The 15,583-nt window shown below is 49.5% G+C and carries 16 protein-coding genes; 4 read left to right on the top strand and 12 right to left on the bottom strand.

All coding sequences use genetic code 11. The features are described 5' to 3' along the window. Positions 1 to 60: 60 nt before the first annotated feature. From murC to QOR60_RS01400, 4 genes are read right to left on the bottom strand one after another with little or no spacing between them, the layout of a single operon-like run. A complete protein-coding gene (gene murC / locus QOR60_RS01415; protein ID WP_283581574.1) occupies positions 61 to 1,392 on the bottom strand; it encodes a UDP-N-acetylmuramate--L-alanine ligase in 1,332 nt (443 codons plus the stop codon). A gap of 29 nt (positions 1,393 to 1,421) precedes the next feature. After that, positions 1,422 to 3,896, bottom strand: coding sequence for a DNA translocase FtsK (locus tag QOR60_RS01410; RefSeq protein ID WP_283581573.1), 2,475 nt, complete (start codon positions 3,894 to 3,896; stop codon positions 1,422 to 1,424). 24 nt (positions 3,897 to 3,920) lie between these two features. Then, positions 3,921 to 4,568 carry a YtpR family tRNA-binding protein gene (ytpR, locus tag QOR60_RS01405; RefSeq protein ID WP_283581572.1) on the bottom strand — a complete coding sequence of 216 codons (648 nt, stop codon included), beginning with the start codon at positions 4,566 to 4,568 and terminating at the stop codon, positions 3,921 to 3,923. An 18-nt stretch (positions 4,569 to 4,586) separates the two neighbouring features. Further along, complete coding sequence (locus tag QOR60_RS01400; RefSeq protein WP_283581571.1) at positions 4,587 to 4,907, bottom strand: thioredoxin family protein; 321 nt, start codon at positions 4,905 to 4,907, stop codon at positions 4,587 to 4,589. 125 nt (positions 4,908 to 5,032) lie between these two features. On the opposite strand from QOR60_RS01400, the gene QOR60_RS01395 reads away from it, so the two are divergent. Next, complete coding sequence (locus QOR60_RS01395) at positions 5,033 to 5,344, top strand: hypothetical protein (protein WP_283581570.1); 312 nt, start codon at positions 5,033 to 5,035, stop codon at positions 5,342 to 5,344. Here the strand turns inward: QOR60_RS01395 and QOR60_RS01390 are convergent. From QOR60_RS01390 to QOR60_RS01370, 5 genes are all read right to left on the bottom strand, one after another. Continuing rightward, positions 5,341 to 6,546 carry an AbrB/MazE/SpoVT family DNA-binding domain-containing protein gene (locus QOR60_RS01390; RefSeq protein ID WP_283581569.1) on the bottom strand — a complete coding sequence of 402 codons (1,206 nt, stop codon included), beginning with the start codon at positions 6,544 to 6,546 and terminating at the stop codon, positions 5,341 to 5,343. The genes QOR60_RS01395 and QOR60_RS01390 overlap by 4 nt on opposite strands. Next, entirely contained in the window at positions 6,521 to 7,210 is a 690-nt protein-coding gene (trmB, locus tag QOR60_RS01385; protein WP_283581568.1) for a tRNA (guanosine(46)-N7)-methyltransferase TrmB, read from the bottom strand. Before trmB ends, QOR60_RS01390 begins: the two co-directional genes overlap by 26 nt. A 90-nt stretch (positions 7,211 to 7,300) precedes the next feature. Then, positions 7,301 to 8,161, bottom strand: coding sequence for a phosphotransferase family protein (locus tag QOR60_RS01380; protein ID WP_408612526.1), 861 nt, complete (start codon positions 8,159 to 8,161; stop codon positions 7,301 to 7,303). 27 nt (positions 8,162 to 8,188) lie between these two features. Further along, entirely contained in the window at positions 8,189 to 9,391 is a 1,203-nt protein-coding gene (locus QOR60_RS01375; protein WP_283581567.1) for an ABC transporter permease, read from the bottom strand. Then, positions 9,384 to 10,124 carry an ABC transporter ATP-binding protein gene (locus tag QOR60_RS01370; RefSeq protein ID WP_283581566.1) on the bottom strand — a complete coding sequence of 247 codons (741 nt, stop codon included), beginning with the start codon at positions 10,122 to 10,124 and terminating at the stop codon, positions 9,384 to 9,386. The genes QOR60_RS01375 and QOR60_RS01370 overlap by 8 nt, the downstream gene beginning before the upstream one ends. 98 nt (positions 10,125 to 10,222) lie before the next feature. Between QOR60_RS01370 and QOR60_RS01365 the strand changes: the two genes are divergently transcribed. From QOR60_RS01365 to QOR60_RS01355, 3 genes are all read left to right on the top strand, one after another. After that, positions 10,223 to 10,651, top strand: a complete 429-nt coding sequence (locus QOR60_RS01365) for an HIT family protein (RefSeq protein ID WP_283581565.1) — start codon at positions 10,223 to 10,225, stop codon at positions 10,649 to 10,651. Positions 10,652 to 10,653: 2 nt separating this feature from the next. Beyond that, positions 10,654 to 10,911 carry a hypothetical protein gene (locus QOR60_RS01360; RefSeq protein WP_283581564.1) on the top strand — a complete coding sequence of 86 codons (258 nt, stop codon included), beginning with the start codon at positions 10,654 to 10,656 and terminating at the stop codon, positions 10,909 to 10,911. A 101-nt stretch (positions 10,912 to 11,012) separates the two neighbouring features. Continuing rightward, positions 11,013 to 11,906: a peptidylprolyl isomerase gene (locus QOR60_RS01355; RefSeq protein WP_283581563.1), complete on the top strand. Its 894-nt coding sequence runs from the start codon at positions 11,013 to 11,015 to the stop codon at positions 11,904 to 11,906. A 72-nt stretch (positions 11,907 to 11,978) separates the two neighbouring features. Here the strand turns inward: QOR60_RS01355 and QOR60_RS01350 are convergent, their stop codons facing one another. Genes QOR60_RS01350 through QOR60_RS01340 form a run of 3 tightly spaced genes read right to left on the bottom strand, consistent with a single transcriptional unit; the run spans position 11,979 to position 15,556 of the window. Next, positions 11,979 to 12,944 (bottom strand): 3'-5' exoribonuclease YhaM family protein, encoded by a 966-nt coding sequence (locus QOR60_RS01350; RefSeq protein ID WP_283581562.1) that lies wholly within the window; start codon positions 12,942 to 12,944, stop codon positions 11,979 to 11,981. 33 nt (positions 12,945 to 12,977) lie between these two features. Next, positions 12,978 to 15,092: a PBP1A family penicillin-binding protein gene (locus QOR60_RS01345; protein ID WP_283581561.1), complete on the bottom strand. Its 2,115-nt coding sequence runs from the start codon at positions 15,090 to 15,092 to the stop codon at positions 12,978 to 12,980. A gap of 26 nt (positions 15,093 to 15,118) precedes the next feature. Then, a complete protein-coding gene (locus QOR60_RS01340; RefSeq protein ID WP_283581560.1) occupies positions 15,119 to 15,556 on the bottom strand; it encodes an arginine repressor in 438 nt (145 codons plus the stop codon). Between the last annotated feature and the right edge of the window lie 27 nt (positions 15,557 to 15,583).

The following is a 15,583-nucleotide window of genomic DNA, read 5'->3' as shown; positions in this document are numbered from 1 at the left end:
TAGCACATTTTCCAAATAACCACCTACCAGAAACGCCCCGCATTAGAGAAAATTATGGTTTTAGTTGTTATTTAAGCTTAACGTGCTAAGAAGCTTTTCGTAGGCCAGCTCGTACTTCTGGATGTCACCCGCCCCCATAAAAATCACCACGTCGTTGTGATAATCAAGCAACGGTGACATGTTATCAAGCTGCAGGAGACTGCCGCCCTTAGTAATCTTCTTTCCAAGGTCAACGGCAGAAACGTCCCCGCTCTTTTCCCGAATCGACCCAAAGATTTCGGTCAGGTAGACCTGATCAGCTAAGTTCAAACTAGTTGCAAAGTCGTCGAGCAGCGCAATTGTCCGGCTGAACGTGTGCGGTTGAAAGACCGCAATGATTTTCTTATCAGGGTACTGCTGCCGCGCTGCGTCGATTGTCGCCTTAATCTCAGCGGGATGGTGGGCGTAATCGTCAATGATGACCATGTCCGCCACCTTCTTTTCGGTAAACCGCCGCTTAACCCCCTTAAAGGTCATGAGTTCCTTTTCAATTTCATCGTGCCCGATCTTTTCCATGTATGCCACGGCGATTACGGCCAGACTATTAAGAACGTTGTGTTCACCAAACAGCGGAATGGTGTACGTTCCTAGGAATTCATCCTCCCGGTAAACGTCAAAGGTTGACCCCTTCACCGTCCGCTTAATGTTCTTGGCGTGGAACTCATCCGTGTCGTTTAACCCGTAGTAATGAATTGGAGTAGTCGTCTTCAGTTGCCGGAGGTTCTGGTCATCCCCCCACGCAAAAATGCATTTCTTTGTTTGGTTTGCCAATGTTTCAAAGGCATCCCGCACATCCGCAATTCCCGTAAAGTAATCCGGATGGTCAAAATCAATGTTGGTCATAATCGTGTAATCCGGGTGGTAAGCCACGAAATGCCGCCGGTACTCGTCAGCTTCCACAACAAAGAACCGTGGATCAGGCGTTCCCTTCCCGGTTCCATCACCGATTAAGTAACTGGTTGGGGAAACCCCGCTTAAAACGTGGGCAAGGAGCCCAGTGGTACTGGTTTTCCCGTGTGCCCCAGCAACGGCAATACTCGTTGTTTCAGCAATCACGTCCTGCACCATCTCCGGGTACGTTTTAATTGGAAGCCCCATTTCCTGAGCCCGCGCAATTTCACACTGGTCGTCCCCAAAGGCGTTCCCCCGGATGACCGTCATTCCCGGTTGAATATTCGCAGCATCAAAACTCCGAATTTCAATACCCGCCTGTTCAAGCCCCCGCTGGGTAAAGGTGTACTTATCAATATCCGATCCGAGAACCTTGCACCCCTTATCGTGCAGAATCAATGCAAGGGAGCTCATTCCGGTTCCCTTAATTCCCACAAAAAAATACGTTGTATCCATTTCCATAACTTAGTTGTCCCTCTCTTACTACTTAACTAATCATTGGCCCGTTCGGCCACCGTTTCTTCGGTTACGTACACGTCCCGCGGCTTCGAGCCGTGTGCGGGTGAAACGTACCGTTCCTTTTCAAGGTCATCAACGATGTTCGCAGCCCGATTATACCCAATTGAAAAGACCCGCTGCAACTTCGATGTTGAAATCGTATCTTCATTGACAAGGTACTCAAGCACCCGCGGGAACAGTTCATCGTGCACCGCCGATTCGGTAGCCGCTGACTTCAATCCTTCAGGATCAAACGCATACTGCGGCTTCCCCTGTTGGCGCACAAAGTCCGTAATGGCGTCAATTTCATTCTCCACGAACGTTCCTTGAAGCCGCATTGACTGACTCGCACCGTTTCCAAGGTAGAGCATATCGCCCCGACCAAGAAGCCGTTCAGCCCCGGCAGAATCAAGGATTGTCCGGGAATCAACCTGGCTTGATACCATGAACGCAATCCGGGTCGGAATGTTGTTTTTAATCGTTCCGGTGACCACATCAACACTCGGTCGTTGCGTGGCGATAATTAGATGAATCCCAGCTGCCCGCGCCTTCTGCGTAATCCGGGCAATGTAGTCCTGAACCTCAGATGAAGCGACCATCATCAGGTCGGCTAACTCGTCAATCACAATTACGATGTACGGCATTTTCAGCCCATATTCTCCCTGAGCCTCCGCCTTTGCATTAAAGGCTTCGATGTTCCGCGTCCCGCTTGCAGCTAGGCGCTGATACCGCTCTTCCATTTCATTAACCGCCCACTGCAGCGCCGCAGCAGCCGCCTGCGGGTCAGAAATAACGGGCGCTAACAAGTGCGGAATATCGTGGTATGGTGCCATTTCAACCGCCTTAGGGTCAATGAGAAGAAGCTTAACCTCCGCCGGATTAGCTTTATACAACAGCGAAATCAGCATACTGTTGATGAAAACTGATTTTCCTGAGCCGGTGGCCCCGGCGATTAAGCCGTGGGGCATCTTTTTAAGGTCCGTAATTTGCGGCTGTCCAAACAAGTCCACCCCTAACGCAACCGTTAACGGCGAGTCCGCCTCCTGGAATTTCCGGGAACGAAGAACTTCCGATAAAAGAACCGGCCGGGAATGCTTATTCGGGATTTCCACCCCAACGCTACTCTTTCCCGGAATCGGCGCTTCTATCCGGATATCCTTTGCGGCTAACGCTAACTTCAGGTCATCGGCAAGGTTAGCAATCTTATTAACCCGGACCCCCCGCCCGAGGGTAACCTCAAACTGGGTGACCGTCGGGCCAACCGTCCAGTCGTTTACGTTTGCATCAACGTGAAAGGCCTGGAAAGTTTCATTTAGCACGTCAATCTGGTGCATAACCCATTCATCCATCGAAGGGTCCCCTTCAAGCACTGGATCCGGAAGCAGTTCTGGCCGGGGAAATTCGTATCCCTGAACGGGAACCGTTGTCTTGGCTTGAACAGCGCCATCACTCGCCGAACCGGGCTGGACTTTCGCCGCACTAGTAGAAGGTTCAAACGCCACCGTAGTTTCAGCCGCATCAGCCTTTTCCGCAGCCGGAGCCGGTTCATCTGGGGCCGGCTTAAAGTACGGAATATCATCTGATTCTTCAATGGGCGCTGAATCCTCCTGCAAGCAGGGCCCTTCAACATCTTCCCTTACGTTCTGAGCAGTTGCTTGATCCGCTAACCCGTCACCGAACGACTCCTCCCCATGCTTTTGAACTGGTTCCGGTGAACCATCCGACACGAATTGTTCGTTTTCTGGACTGACTGGTGGCATTTCACTAACAACCTTGGGTGTTGTCTTTTCCACTGGAACTGGCGTTTCATTCCGTTCTTTTTGGCGGGTAATTGCCGGGCCGTCATAATTGTCGTTCATTGACGATGCCTGAGTGGCTTCCTTCCGTTCGATTGCAGGACCATCGTAGTCCACATCACTTGCCGCTCCCCCAATGGTTTGGCTTAACCGCCGCACCTGCTGGGGATGAAGCCGTCCGTGAGCACGGTGCTGTGGCCGCACTTCTTCTGCTTGTGGAGAATGAGCTTCAACGGGCGTCGGTTCTGCCTGCCGGGTTTGCTGGCGAAGATGCTGGTGGGTTAACCGGGCCTGCTCCTGAACTGGTGGCAGTGTTTCCTGCTTCCCTGATTCAGGATGAGCTGGTGTTTCGCTTCCAGTTGACCGGGTTGATTTTCCCGTCAATAACGGTAGCCGGTCATCAGCAGCCTCCCGCTCACCAAATAGGAAGTAATCTTCCTTCTCCGCCATTATCCGTTGGGTAACCTGTTCAGGAGACTCCTCTGCCATTTTTGTTCGTGACTGGGCCGGTGGAATGTACTTCGGCCGGAAAGCATGTTGGTGGTATCCCCGCTCCTGAAGCTGTGTCCGGGACGCCCGACTAAGCTGGCCTGGCCGGGATGTTGACCGGCGTTTCCGCGAATGCGACTGCTTTTCTTGCTTTAAAAAAGCAGGACCATCATAGTGTTCCATCCTCATCGTTTCCTTCCTTAAAAACTAAGCCTGTACCTTTAAAACCGCTGCACCCTTTTCAAAATCAAACGGCTCTCCTGCAGTGAACTGCTCCGCAGGAAGTTCCATAATTCCGCGTTTTTGGGGCGCATTCGGAAGTGCTAGTTCCCGGGCAGAACAAATCATCCCGTCACTGGCAACCCCCCGCAGTTTACCCGGCCAAATAATCGCGCCACTTGGCATCATCGCTCCTACCTTAGCCACCACAACAGTTTGCCCGGCAGCGATGTTAGGCGCACCACAGACAATCTGTAACACGTTTCCGTCATCAACCCGGGTCTTCGTAACGTGTAGGTGGTCAGAATCAGGATGTGCTTCCATTTCTTCAACGTAGCCCACCACAAACTTCGGGGTATCATCATCAACAAGGTCCGCGTCAAATTTAGCTGCCTTCAACGCTTGATTTAACCCCTCCACTTGAGAAGCCGTCAGTTGAACCTGCCCCTGACCGTTTAGTTCCGGAATAATGTTCTTGGCATGCCAAAAATTGTATCCGAGGGTCTTATCGGTTTCCGCATCGCTAATCCGGACAACATCACCGTGCTGGGTCACCCGCTGCTTTCCACGGGTCTGCCCCGTAACCACCATCAAAACGTCCCCTAATTCCTGGGGGTTATAACAAGAAATCAACAATTTAATCGTTCCCTTCGTTCAACCAATTTTGCGTAAAAAACGTTCAACCTGTTCCTTTGTCTTCCGGTTCTTATCGACGAACCGGTCAATCTCAGTTCCATCACGGTAAACTACGAAGCTCGGAATTCCCATAATTCCAAGTTCGGCACACAGATCAATGTTTTCATCCCGGTCAACTAAAATAAACCGGTACTGGGAGAATTCCTGCTCAATTTCCGGCATTGCAGGCTTGATAAACCGGCAATCCGGGCACCAGTCAGCCGTGAAAAAAAGAACGGTTGTCCCGGTTGTTAACTGCTGTTCCAACGTTTGTAAATTCATCTGGGCAAGCTTTTCCATGAGCCTTCCTCCTAAAACTAATTATCTTCCCTTACTCTACCCTGTTCTCCCCTAAATTACAATTTCTCTTTCCGTCCATGATACAATGGAAACAGGTTAATAACATTCCTTTAGGGGGGACTAACATGAAAAAAAGAACATTCTTAATCAGCTGCGGAATTTTAGCGGTTACGGGTTACGGAATCATTAAACATATTCAGCAAAAGCACCACTCTGCCGCTAACCAAGTCTTAGAAACCGTTAAGGCCCAATTAGGAAAAAAAGCGCCAATTGTGGGATCGTGGATTGAGGAAGAAACGGTTGCTTCACCCGCAGCTGCTCCCCGGCACCGCTTTTACGGCGGCATTACCCGTGATGAGCATGGTCAGCTAAAAACCTATTCGTTCGTTGCTGATGCAACTAACGGTCACGTTCTCACCCTCACCCCACTTGATTAATCATCCCAGCCGGCGTCATCACGATGGTGCGCCGGCTGAATTGTAACCACGTACACGTCATTCGTATCACTAATTAAGTCTTCCAATACCTGGAAAAATAAAAGCAGCCATCCCAGGACCATCAAGAATTCAATGATTTCAAACGCAGTAAGGGAAAGGTAGTGAATTCCCTGAAATAAAAACGCCGTTCCAAATAGTCCCACTCCCAAGCCATACGAAAGTAACTGGAAATTCCGGGGACTCTCAGGAAGTAAGACGTGAATCAGGACAATCGCTAACAGTAACGTATAGATGGCGTCAGCCGCGACCCGAATGTGGAGTGCATGCATCACACCACCATTATTCGCAAAAATTCCGATTGCTCCTAAGAAGAGCGCAAAGGCCGTAAGCAGGCAGTGTAAAACCACCGTGCGCCACCGGAACCCTAGTTTTGACTGCAGTGCTGAAAAGAGGTAGTCAAACAAACACACCATCAGCAATGCCACCACAACCAACGTGATGTTAAACTGCCAACTGTCACTCGCGCGGTTAGAACCCAAAAAACTAATGTTATACTGCCACCAGCGTTTATCACTATTCGACACAATCGAGAGGGACGCTCCCGCAAAAAGGACGAGCACTAATAACCGGAAGATCACGGCCGGTGCAATGCCCGCAGCCGCCCGAATCATCAGGTAGTTCACCACCGCTGTCACCAAAAAAACAATGAACGTGGCGGTCCCTACTCCAAAATGAAGCCCCCTAAAAAAGGTGGCTGCAAGCCAAAAGGCGGCCACTAATCCAATTCCTAACAGCATAATAAACGAGGCCATAATTGTAATGATGCTTCGCCAGTAAAGCCCCTTCCCGAGCCACTGCTGGATTTCATGCCGCCGCCGAAGATACGTCCACCCAAAAACCAGGGTTCCGCTTATAACTCCTAACAAAATCGTTCCGCTTGCAATCGACCATTGCCCCGCAAGCGGAACCTGATAAATGTGCCGGTACCCGCCGAAGTACCCCAAAAAGAACAATGCACAAAGCACCGCCGGAATTAAGTAGTACAGCGGCGCTAACCGACTTTCAGCGGAGCGAAGGGGGCGAACCCGCAGTTCAGGCTGCCGGTTCCCATCCACCGTCACCATCACCCGGTCCCCCGGTGAGACACCAATTCGTGATAACACCGTTGCCGGTAAACTAATTGTTCCCCGTTTTTCCTTCATCTGTTATCTGCTCCGTTTCTTCAGCTGGAAACCTAACGATTAATTTATAAATCGGTTGTCCCTTACTGCTAAACCGCTCTTCATACTCCGTCATAACGTTATCCGTTACTTCCGGATCGGCGTGAAGATCGAGCCACACCCGTTCAAAATGCAGGCCAAAATTATTCATGCTGGTAAGTGAGTACTCAAATAACCCCTGATTATCCGTTTTGAACTCAAGGTATCCGCCCGGAACAACAACCTGCTGATACTGTGCTAAAAACGTTTTATACGTTAACCGCCGCTTTTCATGCCGGTTCTTAGGCCACGGGTCAGAAAAATTGAGGTACATTCCCGCTAATTCCGCTGGTGCAAAGATACTTGTCAGGGCAGCCCCGTCGGCAACAACTAGCTGCAGGTTCGGTAACTGAGCTTCCAGCTGCTTTTTTAAGGCAATTCCAACCGCAACCGGCTGCAGGTCAATTCCGATGTAGTTATTTTCTGGATGCCGTTTTGCCGTTTCGATAATAAAGCGGCCCTTTCCCATCCCCAATTCGAGGTAAAGGGGCGCTTGCCGCTCGAAGCGGGTTTGCCAAGCACCACGTAATTTTGCTGGTTCCGTTACAACGTACTGGGGATTGGCCGCGATTAACGGCCGGGCCCAAGGCTTATTTTTTAACCGCATAATTTCTCCTTAAATCTAGTTGTTAAAACACGGAAAGCTCCGGTCCAAACGATATGGAGGGAGCTTTCATTATTCCACTAAACAATCCATTTAACTAACATCCGGTGTGTGATATCCGGAACCCTGCTCCGCTAACAGCGGTGCGACCCGTTTAAGCAGGAGAAGCGCTTGGTTCATTTCGTGATACCGCCCCGCATGGTGAGACGTTGCAATCCGCTGGACAAGCGTTCCGGTAGCGTACCAGAAAACCGCTTGCCGGCAGACCCGATCCGGAAAATGCCCATAATACTTGGTCAGCCAGTCATCCCACTGGCCAAGCGGAACGTAATCAGCCAGGAGCATTCCCAAGTCAATCGCGGGGTCCGCAATAATTGCGTGATCCCAATCAACCAGGTAAAGCTGCCCCACCGCTGATAACAACAGATTCCGGTGATTCAAATCGGTGTGACAGACCCGGTAATCCTGTTTAACCGTCCGCGGAATTTCCGTCTGAAGAAGCGTAACCGTCTGCTGAATCAACGGGTGTTCCTGAAGATCAACCGTTAACTGCGCAAGCACCCTTCTTAAAAAGGCACTTGGCGTCAGTACCTGACCGCCAACCTGGCGGAGCATACTACGCAAAATATCAGAATGATGAACCCGGTATAATAGCCGCCGAACCCGCGAGGTTTTCATTTCTTCTTTGGTAAGGCACCGGCCGTTCAACCACTTCTGGGCAATTAACGTATCCCCGGAAGTCGTTCGCCGGGTCCAAATCAACCGGGGCGTAATTCCTTCAATTGAAAGAGCCGCAAGAAACGGTGACGGATTCCGTTTTAAGAAAATCCGCTGGTCCTGTTTAACTCCCATGTAGGCCGTCCCAGTGTCACCCTCAATCGGAAGGACCTGCCAGCCGTCATCCAATTCAAAGTCCATCCGGCACCGCTCCTTATCAACGTCAAATAACCACAATTAGTCTACAAACTTGTTATGTCCATGTCAAGCGTTTCTTCTGCCATGAAACCGTTGAAACACCGCGCTTAACAGGTAATTCTCGACCGCAATTAACACCCCGCTCAATCCGGCCAATTCTAAACTTCGCGTACCGCACAATACCGCTCCTGTAAAACAGATTACGGGAGCCCATGATAACCGGGAAAGGACACGCCGAACCGCCACTTTTCGCTGGGTCCACAACGACGGCGTGATGCGCACAAAGATTGCATCATCAAAGTGGTGTTCCAGCGGGAATAACTGAAAAATAATCAGGTAATCAATAATGACTGCAAGCGCCACCGCCAGCCATCCGTTATGGACGACCAGTACACCAACCGTTCCAACCAGTAGTAACCGGACAAACATCCCCAAATAATCACCACTCCGAACAAACGCCCTGGCAACTAAACCCTGCATTGCATCCTGCCCCGCAAGTAGCCGAACCATCCCGTCAGCCCACCGCCGGCGATGAGCCCGCACTGTTACCGTTGGCACGGTCACAAACAGATTAATAATGCGATAGAGCCGTTGCATGCGGTGTTGCTCGGTTGTAATGCTCCGCTGCCACTGGACCGTCCCCTGGTGGTGCGCCAGAACCAAGCCCCCAACTAACCAAGCAAAAATTACTACGAGTGCCAGCCACGGACTAACCAACATCACCAAGCCGCTTATTACGGGAAGCACGCCCCTAAAAATAAGCTGCTTTTGCCATCCGGCTTCATCAGGGCGCATACTCTGACAGTATCCCGCAGTAATTACCACTCCACGCATAATGATCAATCCCATAACAAAGAGCAGCACAATTCCCCGGGAAATTGCCAAAACATGGTGTAACAGCGGAATAACAATAATACCGCCAACTAACGGAACGCCCCAACCAACTGCCAGGTTATAGCGCCATGCCGTCTGCAGGTACCGGGTCATCCGGACGGTTTCTGGCCGCAAGAAGACCCAATCTGCGGGTTTCATCAACGTCATCCAGTGACCGAGGTTGGTAGTAATCACTACACAACACACGGTAATCAGGAGCGCTCCCCACTGAAGTTGACGGGTTACGGGTGTTCGGAGTAACTGGGCGTATTCGTAACCGATTCCCCCCAGTAAAAAAAGCACCGCAATGATGAAGTGATCGTTAAAAATATACTTGGCGTACCGCAGTAATTCTTTATGGTAGGCGGTTAAGCGCTGGTGCCATACCTCATTCATGATGAACCGCCTCCTGGTTAAGGTGCAGGTAAATATCCTCTAGACTTGCATCCGGCATCGCAAGCTGCGTTTGAATTTCCGCGAGCGTTCCCGTTACCTGCATGTGCCCCTTTTGAATGAAGACAAACCGATCACACACCTGCTGGGCCGTCGGCAACACGTGCGTTGTCATCAGCACGGCCGTCCCATGCTGCTGCTTTTCCTTAATTAACGCGAGAAAATCGTGAATTGCAACGGGATCAAGCCCCAAAAACGGTTCATCGACGATTAGTAACTTAGCATCAGTAATGAACGCACAAATAATCATTACCTTTTGCCGCATTCCCTTTGAAAAATTAACCGGCAACCAGTCAAGCCGATCAGTTAACCGGAACATCGTCAGTAACCGGTGGGCCCGCTCCCATGCTTGCTTTTCATCAAGACCATACGCCTTGATAGTTGTTTCAATGTGTTCCCGTAACGTTAATTCCGGGTACAATACCGGCGTTTCAGGAAGGTATGCAATCTGCCGGTGGTACGTGGTTGGATCCGCCGTCGCCGTAGTCCCTGAGACCTTAATCGTTCCCGAATGTGGTTGGAGGAGCCCAATAATGTGTTTAATGGTTGTCGATTTACCGGCACCGTTCAATCCAATCAGTCCTACCAGTTCACCAGCAGCCACCTTAAAACTAATCCCGTTAAGCACCGGGATACGGGAATATCCCCCTACAAGATTGTCTACTTCAAGCACCATACCGTCCGACTCCTTCCAATATTGTCGATTGAATTATATCACAGCAGCCCGAGCCACTAGTGTATAATAGGAACAAAACTAATAAGGTGGCGATTAAAATGGCCGATTGCATTTTCTGTCAAATTATTAACGGTGATATCCCAAGCGTAACGATCTATGAAGACGATCAGGTTAAGGCATTCCTTGACATTTCACAGGGGACACCCGGACACACCCTCCTTGTTCCTAAGAAGCATGTTCGCGATATTTTTGAGTATGACGACCAGCTTGCCCAGGACGTCTTTCGGCACGTTCCCCTGATTGCCCGGGCAATCAAGGCTTCAAACCCTGCCATTCAAGGATTAAACATCGTCAACAATAACGGTGAGGTAGCCTACCAATCGGTGTTCCACTCTCACATTCACTTTGTTCCCCGGTATACCGACCATGATGATTTTGCAATGACGTTTAAGGATAATTCAGACAAGTACACAAACGCTGATTTACAGCAAATTGCTGATAACATCAAAGCACACCTGGAGGATTAACCATGAAACATCCCCTTACAACCGGATTAGTTTGGGGCGCCCTATTGTTGGGTAGCTATCACTACCGGAACGAAATCAACCGCGCAGTTACTAAAAACGCCGTTCGCCTCCGTATTATCGGTCGTGATTTTCAACAATTACTGGCTGCCGGCAAGGATGTCATTAACAACGGGCAGGCAGTAAAACAGGCCTGGGACCAACTTAATTCCTCGTCGTCTTTGACGAACGATTGGCAGCCAGAAAACAATCCTAAATATTAATCAAATTTTTCAATCCGTTTGGGTTAACCATACTCAACAGCGAATGATTATGGTACGATAGTGGCGTTACTTATTAACCAAGTTAGGATGTGAATAGTAGGATGACGAAAAAGAAATGGCTGGTCGGCGCAGCGGCTGTCCTCATGTCACTCGGCCTTGCATCGTGTTCAAAGACGGTTGCAACTACTTCCGGCGGAAAGATTACCGAGCAACAGTACTATGACAAAATGAAGCAGACCCCTGCTGGAAAACAGGTGCTTCAACAGATGATTCTTACCAAGGTGCTTGAAAAGGACTACGGCAAGCAGGTTACCCAAAAACAGGTAAACTCCGAGTTCAATGCCTATCAGAAACGCTACGGAAAGAACTTTGACACCGTTTTACAGCGACAAAACCTAACGGAAGCAACCTTCAAGCAGCAAATTCGGTCCAACCTGCTTCTTCGGGCGGCAGTGAAGGCTAACACGACAATTACGCCAAAGATGCTCCGGCAACAATGGAAGGAATACCAACCGAACATTACGGTTGCCCGGATTGTGGTTAAAAACGAAGGCGATGCCAACAACATCATCGACCAGTTAAAGCAAAACGGGACCTACGCTAACTTCTCAAAACTGGCAAAGAAGAATTCCATCGACAATCAAACAAAGAATGACGGTGGAAAGCTACCACCGTTTAATAACGAAACGTCTGGGTTAGACAATACGTTTAAGGATGCCGCCTTCAAGTTAAAACCGGGTAAGTTCACCGACAAACCGGTTAAAACGGACTACGGCTACGTCGTAATTTACTGCATTAAGCACCCAGCAAAGGGAAAGATGGCTAACCACAAGCAGGAATTACGCAACCAAATTATTAACGAACAAATGAATAACCAGGCCACCCTGCAACGGGTTGCCCAGAAGGTTCTCAAGAACGGAAACGTTCAGATTAAGGACAAAGACCTTAAGAATATTCTTTCTAATTACATTAGTGGACAACAAAATCCCCAGTAATCCACTAAGAACATTGGTTAGAAAAGCTCCCCGGTAACATTGTGTTACCGGAGAGCTTTTCTTCATATACCGCTACTTACCATCCGGGGTGGCGTCCTGTTGCGGCCGGTAAAAACGCCGGTTATCTAAGCCAAAGATGCGGGCACTAAACTGCCCCTGCTCTGTTTGGGAAAGCGCCCCGTTCACCATCTGAATGGTTGCATCCAGATCATCAAGGTGGTGAAGAATTTCCGCTTCAAGCAAAGCCGGGCGTTCAGGAGAACCGTATTCCAATAAGCCGTGGTGCGCAATCACCATGTGCCGTAAAAGAAGCGCGTCCTCACTATACTGATCAATTCCAAGGGCGGCACACGTTTCAACAATCCGTTCATCAATCAAAACAATGTGCCCGAGCAGGTTCCCCGCAACCGTGTACTGCGTTGCAACCGGTCCGGTTAGTTCAACCGTTTTTCCCAAATCATGTAAAATCGCCCCTGCATAAAGCAGATCACGGCGAACATCCGGGTACTGTTCCCCAACCGCCTCGGCAAGCCGCAAAATCGACACCGTGTGGTATGCAAGTCCACCTAAAAAGGCATGATGGTTTGTCTTCGCCGCAGGATAGGTGAAGAAGGCATCATGAAACTGCCGTAACATAAACTCCACAATCCGCTGCCAGGTTGGGTTAGTAATCGCCTTAACGTACTGGTTGATTTCCCCTTCAAGCTGCTCTTGCGAACACGGTGCGGCAGGAATGAATGCCGCCGGATCATGGGGTTCATTTGCAGTGGTTAGCCGAAGATGATGCAACTTAATTTGCGGTTTGCCCTGGTACACGTCCCTTTTCCCCGTAACCAGCACAACTTTTCCTGGTTGAAAACGACTAATTTCATCGGGCTGAGCGTCCCAGTACTTTGCCGTAATGTCTCCTGACGGATCACTGAAGGTGAACGCAATGTACTTATTCCCATTTTTAGCAACCCGCACATCAGCTGCCTTAATTACCATAAAAAGGTTAACCTCATCCCCGTCAGCGTAATCGTAAATTTTTCGTTGCATGACCTTACTCTTCCTTCCTTAATCAACAATTCGTTACGGAATATACCGTTGAATATAGCTTTTAGCAGTATTACCCCAGTTGCCAAGTTGCGTCTTTACGTGATCCCACCCGTTTTGGAGTTGGGTTTTAAAATGACTCCAGCCACCTGCTCTGTCAGTTGACTGGGCATGATTACCGGCATCAAGCCGCTGCATCTTCGTTGCCGCATCCGTCACGGTAAACTTGGTGCCAGCAGTGTACGGGAGAATATCCTCCATTGATTGTTTAAAGAGACTCGTCCCGTTACGCATCCCAGTAATTGGGAATGGCGTTCCATTATCAAAACCAACCCACGTCGCGAGTACAACGTCTGGCGTATAACCAATGTACCAACTATCTTTTTGACTCATTGGGGGCGCATCCTTAGTCGTTGCCTGCGCCGTCCCATCCTTCCCGGCAATTTCGTATCCGGTAGGCTTAGCGTCTTTCCCCACACCAACCTTATAGGTATCAATCATCATGCTGGTCATTACGTTGGCATCATGACGGGACATCAGCCGCTTTGCCCGCAGCGGTTTTTTTCGGCGAACAACGTGGCCGTCCGCATCCACAATCTTGGTAATAAAGTGCGGTTGCTCCTTTACCCCACCGTTATCAAACGCACAGTATGCCGCCGCCATCTGGTACGGCGAGACACCCTTTGATAAACCACCAAGGGGTAAGGTGAGGTTTTCGTCCCGCTTAGTGACCGGAATCCCAAACCGTTTGGCCATCGCGTATCCCTTCTGAACACCAATCCTGTTGAGCAGCCATACCGCACTGGTATTTTTACTTTGCGCTAAAGCTGAGTACAGCGGCAACTTCCCAACACACACATTATTCCAGTTATGTGGCGTGTAATGGTTAGATCCATACGATTCGATTCGGTCAGGAATCATCGAATCATAGTGATACCCGCTCTGAATTGCCGGCAAGTAAACAGCAATGGGTTTCATTGTTGATGCTGGTGAACGCGATAACTGCGTTGCCCGGTTATAGCCCCGGAAAACGTGGGACCCCTGCCGGCCACCAACAGCCGCCGTTACCCCACCGGTTTTGGGATTCATCGCAATTGCCGCTCCCTGCGCCCTTACCCCGTTCTGGCTGACCGGGAACAAATCAGGGTTTGCAAAATTGCGTTGCAGTTGCCGCTGGTAGTTTTGGTTCAAACTCGTATAAATCTTATATCCCCGGTTCATAATCTGCTGTTCGGATAAACCATAATCCCGGTGGGCTTCACTAATTACCGCGTCAAAGTAATACGGATAACGGTATCCCGAATGATAGTGGAACGTGTTCCGGGTAATTATCGGCGTTCTCTGGTACCGGCGCATCTGCCGCGCAGTTAGTTTATGGTTTTCATACATAAACTGTAAAACAAGGTTCCGTCGTGCCAAAGCAGCCTTCGGGTGATCAACCGGGTTAAACCCGTTAGGATTCGTTAACATTCCCGCCAATACCGCGGCTTGGGGAACGGTTAGGTCGCGGGCATGCACCCCAAAATAGCGCTTAGCCGCGTCCTCAACCCCCCAAACACCCTTTCCAAAGTAGGCGTTATTCAGGTACATCGTAAATATTTGGCGCTTACTATAATCGTTTTCAACCTGCACGGAAATAAACAGCTCCTTGGCTTTCCGGCTAAAGGTCTGTTCCTGCGATAAAAAGGCATTCTTTACCAGTTGCTGTGTAAGGGTGCTTCCCCCACCGCTGATATAATCACGCCCGAGTAAGCGGTTTTTAACATACGAAAGGGCCGCCCGCCCGATTCCCTTAACCGAAAAGCCGTACTCGTGGTAAAAATTCCGGTCCTCAGTTGATAACACGGCGTTTTGCATGTTCGGTGAAATCCGGTTAAGCGGCTCCCACGTCCCTTTCTGAGAATAGAGCGTCCCCGCCTTATTCCCGTTTTCATCATAAATAACAGTATTCTGCTCAAGCGCATTCTTTAATTCCCGCACGTGCGCCGTTTTCGCAATATATACAAGCCGGACACTCGTAATCAAAAAACAGCTTAAAAAAACAATTAACAGCCACTTTCCTAATTGAAACCGGTGCCACTTCTCCTTGAACCATCGCCAAAATTGCGCACCAAACTGGTCATCATTTTCCCGTTCAGTTTGCCTTTTCATTAATTCTCATCGTCCTCCAACCATCATTAACTAGCCGGCTGTAAGCGTTGAATAAGGTGTGTTGCGGCAGTTCGCGATTGACTAATCACCACAACAGTATCATAACCAGCAAGCGTGCCGATTACCTCTGGAAATGAACTCTCGTCCAGTAAAACACCTAATAAATCAGCATCTTGGGGTGCGGTTTTAATAACGCACAGGAACTCGACCTGCGTAATGGTTAAAATTAAATCCATTATATCCGCACGGGGCTGCCCCTGGCGTCCCTTGGCAGAAACATAGGTACTCGTTCCGTCGGCCAATTTTTCCTTGACTACCCCCATTTCACGTAGGTCGTTTGAGATCGTTCCCTGGGTAACGATTACCCCACGCTTCGTCATTAATTGAAGAAGCTGCTTTTGGGTTCGAACGTGATTTTGCTCAATGAGGTGCCTAATCAATTCTTGCCGCTGATTCTTCTTCATATGATCTCCCCCGCACTAAATATAGGC

The organism is Ligilactobacillus hohenheimensis (assembly GCF_947381805.1).
Classification (GTDB): Bacteria; Bacillota; Bacilli; order Lactobacillales; family Lactobacillaceae; genus Ligilactobacillus; species Ligilactobacillus hohenheimensis.
The sequence above is the reverse complement of the archived record's forward strand: the minus strand, read 5'-3'. Positions and strand labels throughout refer to the sequence as shown.

What these genes read in the sequence shown, in the direction of transcription:
- murC (WP_283581574.1), bottom strand. Translation starts at nt 1,392, where the DNA reads ATGGAAATGGATACAACGTATTTTTTTGTGGGAATTAAGGGAACCGGA.
- QOR60_RS01410 (WP_283581573.1), bottom strand. Translation starts at nt 3,896, where the DNA reads ATGGAACACTATGATGGTCCTGCTTTTTTAAAGCAAGAAAAGCAGTCG.
- QOR60_RS01400 (WP_283581571.1), bottom strand. Translation starts at nt 4,907, where the DNA reads ATGGAAAAGCTTGCCCAGATGAATTTACAAACGTTGGAACAGCAGTTA.
- QOR60_RS01395 (WP_283581570.1), top strand. Translation starts at nt 5,033, where the DNA reads ATGAAAAAAAGAACATTCTTAATCAGCTGCGGAATTTTAGCGGTTACG.
- QOR60_RS01390 (WP_283581569.1), bottom strand. Translation starts at nt 6,546, where the DNA reads ATGAAGGAAAAACGGGGAACAATTAGTTTACCGGCAACGGTGTTATCA.
- trmB (WP_283581568.1), bottom strand. Translation starts at nt 7,210, where the DNA reads ATGCGGTTAAAAAATAAGCCTTGGGCCCGGCCGTTAATCGCGGCCAAT.
- QOR60_RS01375 (WP_283581567.1), bottom strand. Translation starts at nt 9,391, where the DNA reads ATGAATGAGGTATGGCACCAGCGCTTAACCGCCTACCATAAAGAATTA.
- QOR60_RS01370 (WP_283581566.1), bottom strand. Translation starts at nt 10,124, where the DNA reads ATGGTGCTTGAAGTAGACAATCTTGTAGGGGGATATTCCCGTATCCCG.
- QOR60_RS01365 (WP_283581565.1), top strand. Translation starts at nt 10,223, where the DNA reads ATGGCCGATTGCATTTTCTGTCAAATTATTAACGGTGATATCCCAAGC.
- QOR60_RS01360 (WP_283581564.1), top strand. Translation starts at nt 10,654, where the DNA reads ATGAAACATCCCCTTACAACCGGATTAGTTTGGGGCGCCCTATTGTTG.
- QOR60_RS01355 (WP_283581563.1), top strand. Translation starts at nt 11,013, where the DNA reads ATGACGAAAAAGAAATGGCTGGTCGGCGCAGCGGCTGTCCTCATGTCA.
- QOR60_RS01350 (WP_283581562.1), bottom strand. Translation starts at nt 12,944, where the DNA reads ATGCAACGAAAAATTTACGATTACGCTGACGGGGATGAGGTTAACCTT.
- QOR60_RS01345 (WP_283581561.1), bottom strand. Translation starts at nt 15,092, where the DNA reads ATGAAAAGGCAAACTGAACGGGAAAATGATGACCAGTTTGGTGCGCAA.
- QOR60_RS01340 (WP_283581560.1), bottom strand. Translation starts at nt 15,556, where the DNA reads ATGAAGAAGAATCAGCGGCAAGAATTGATTAGGCACCTCATTGAGCAA.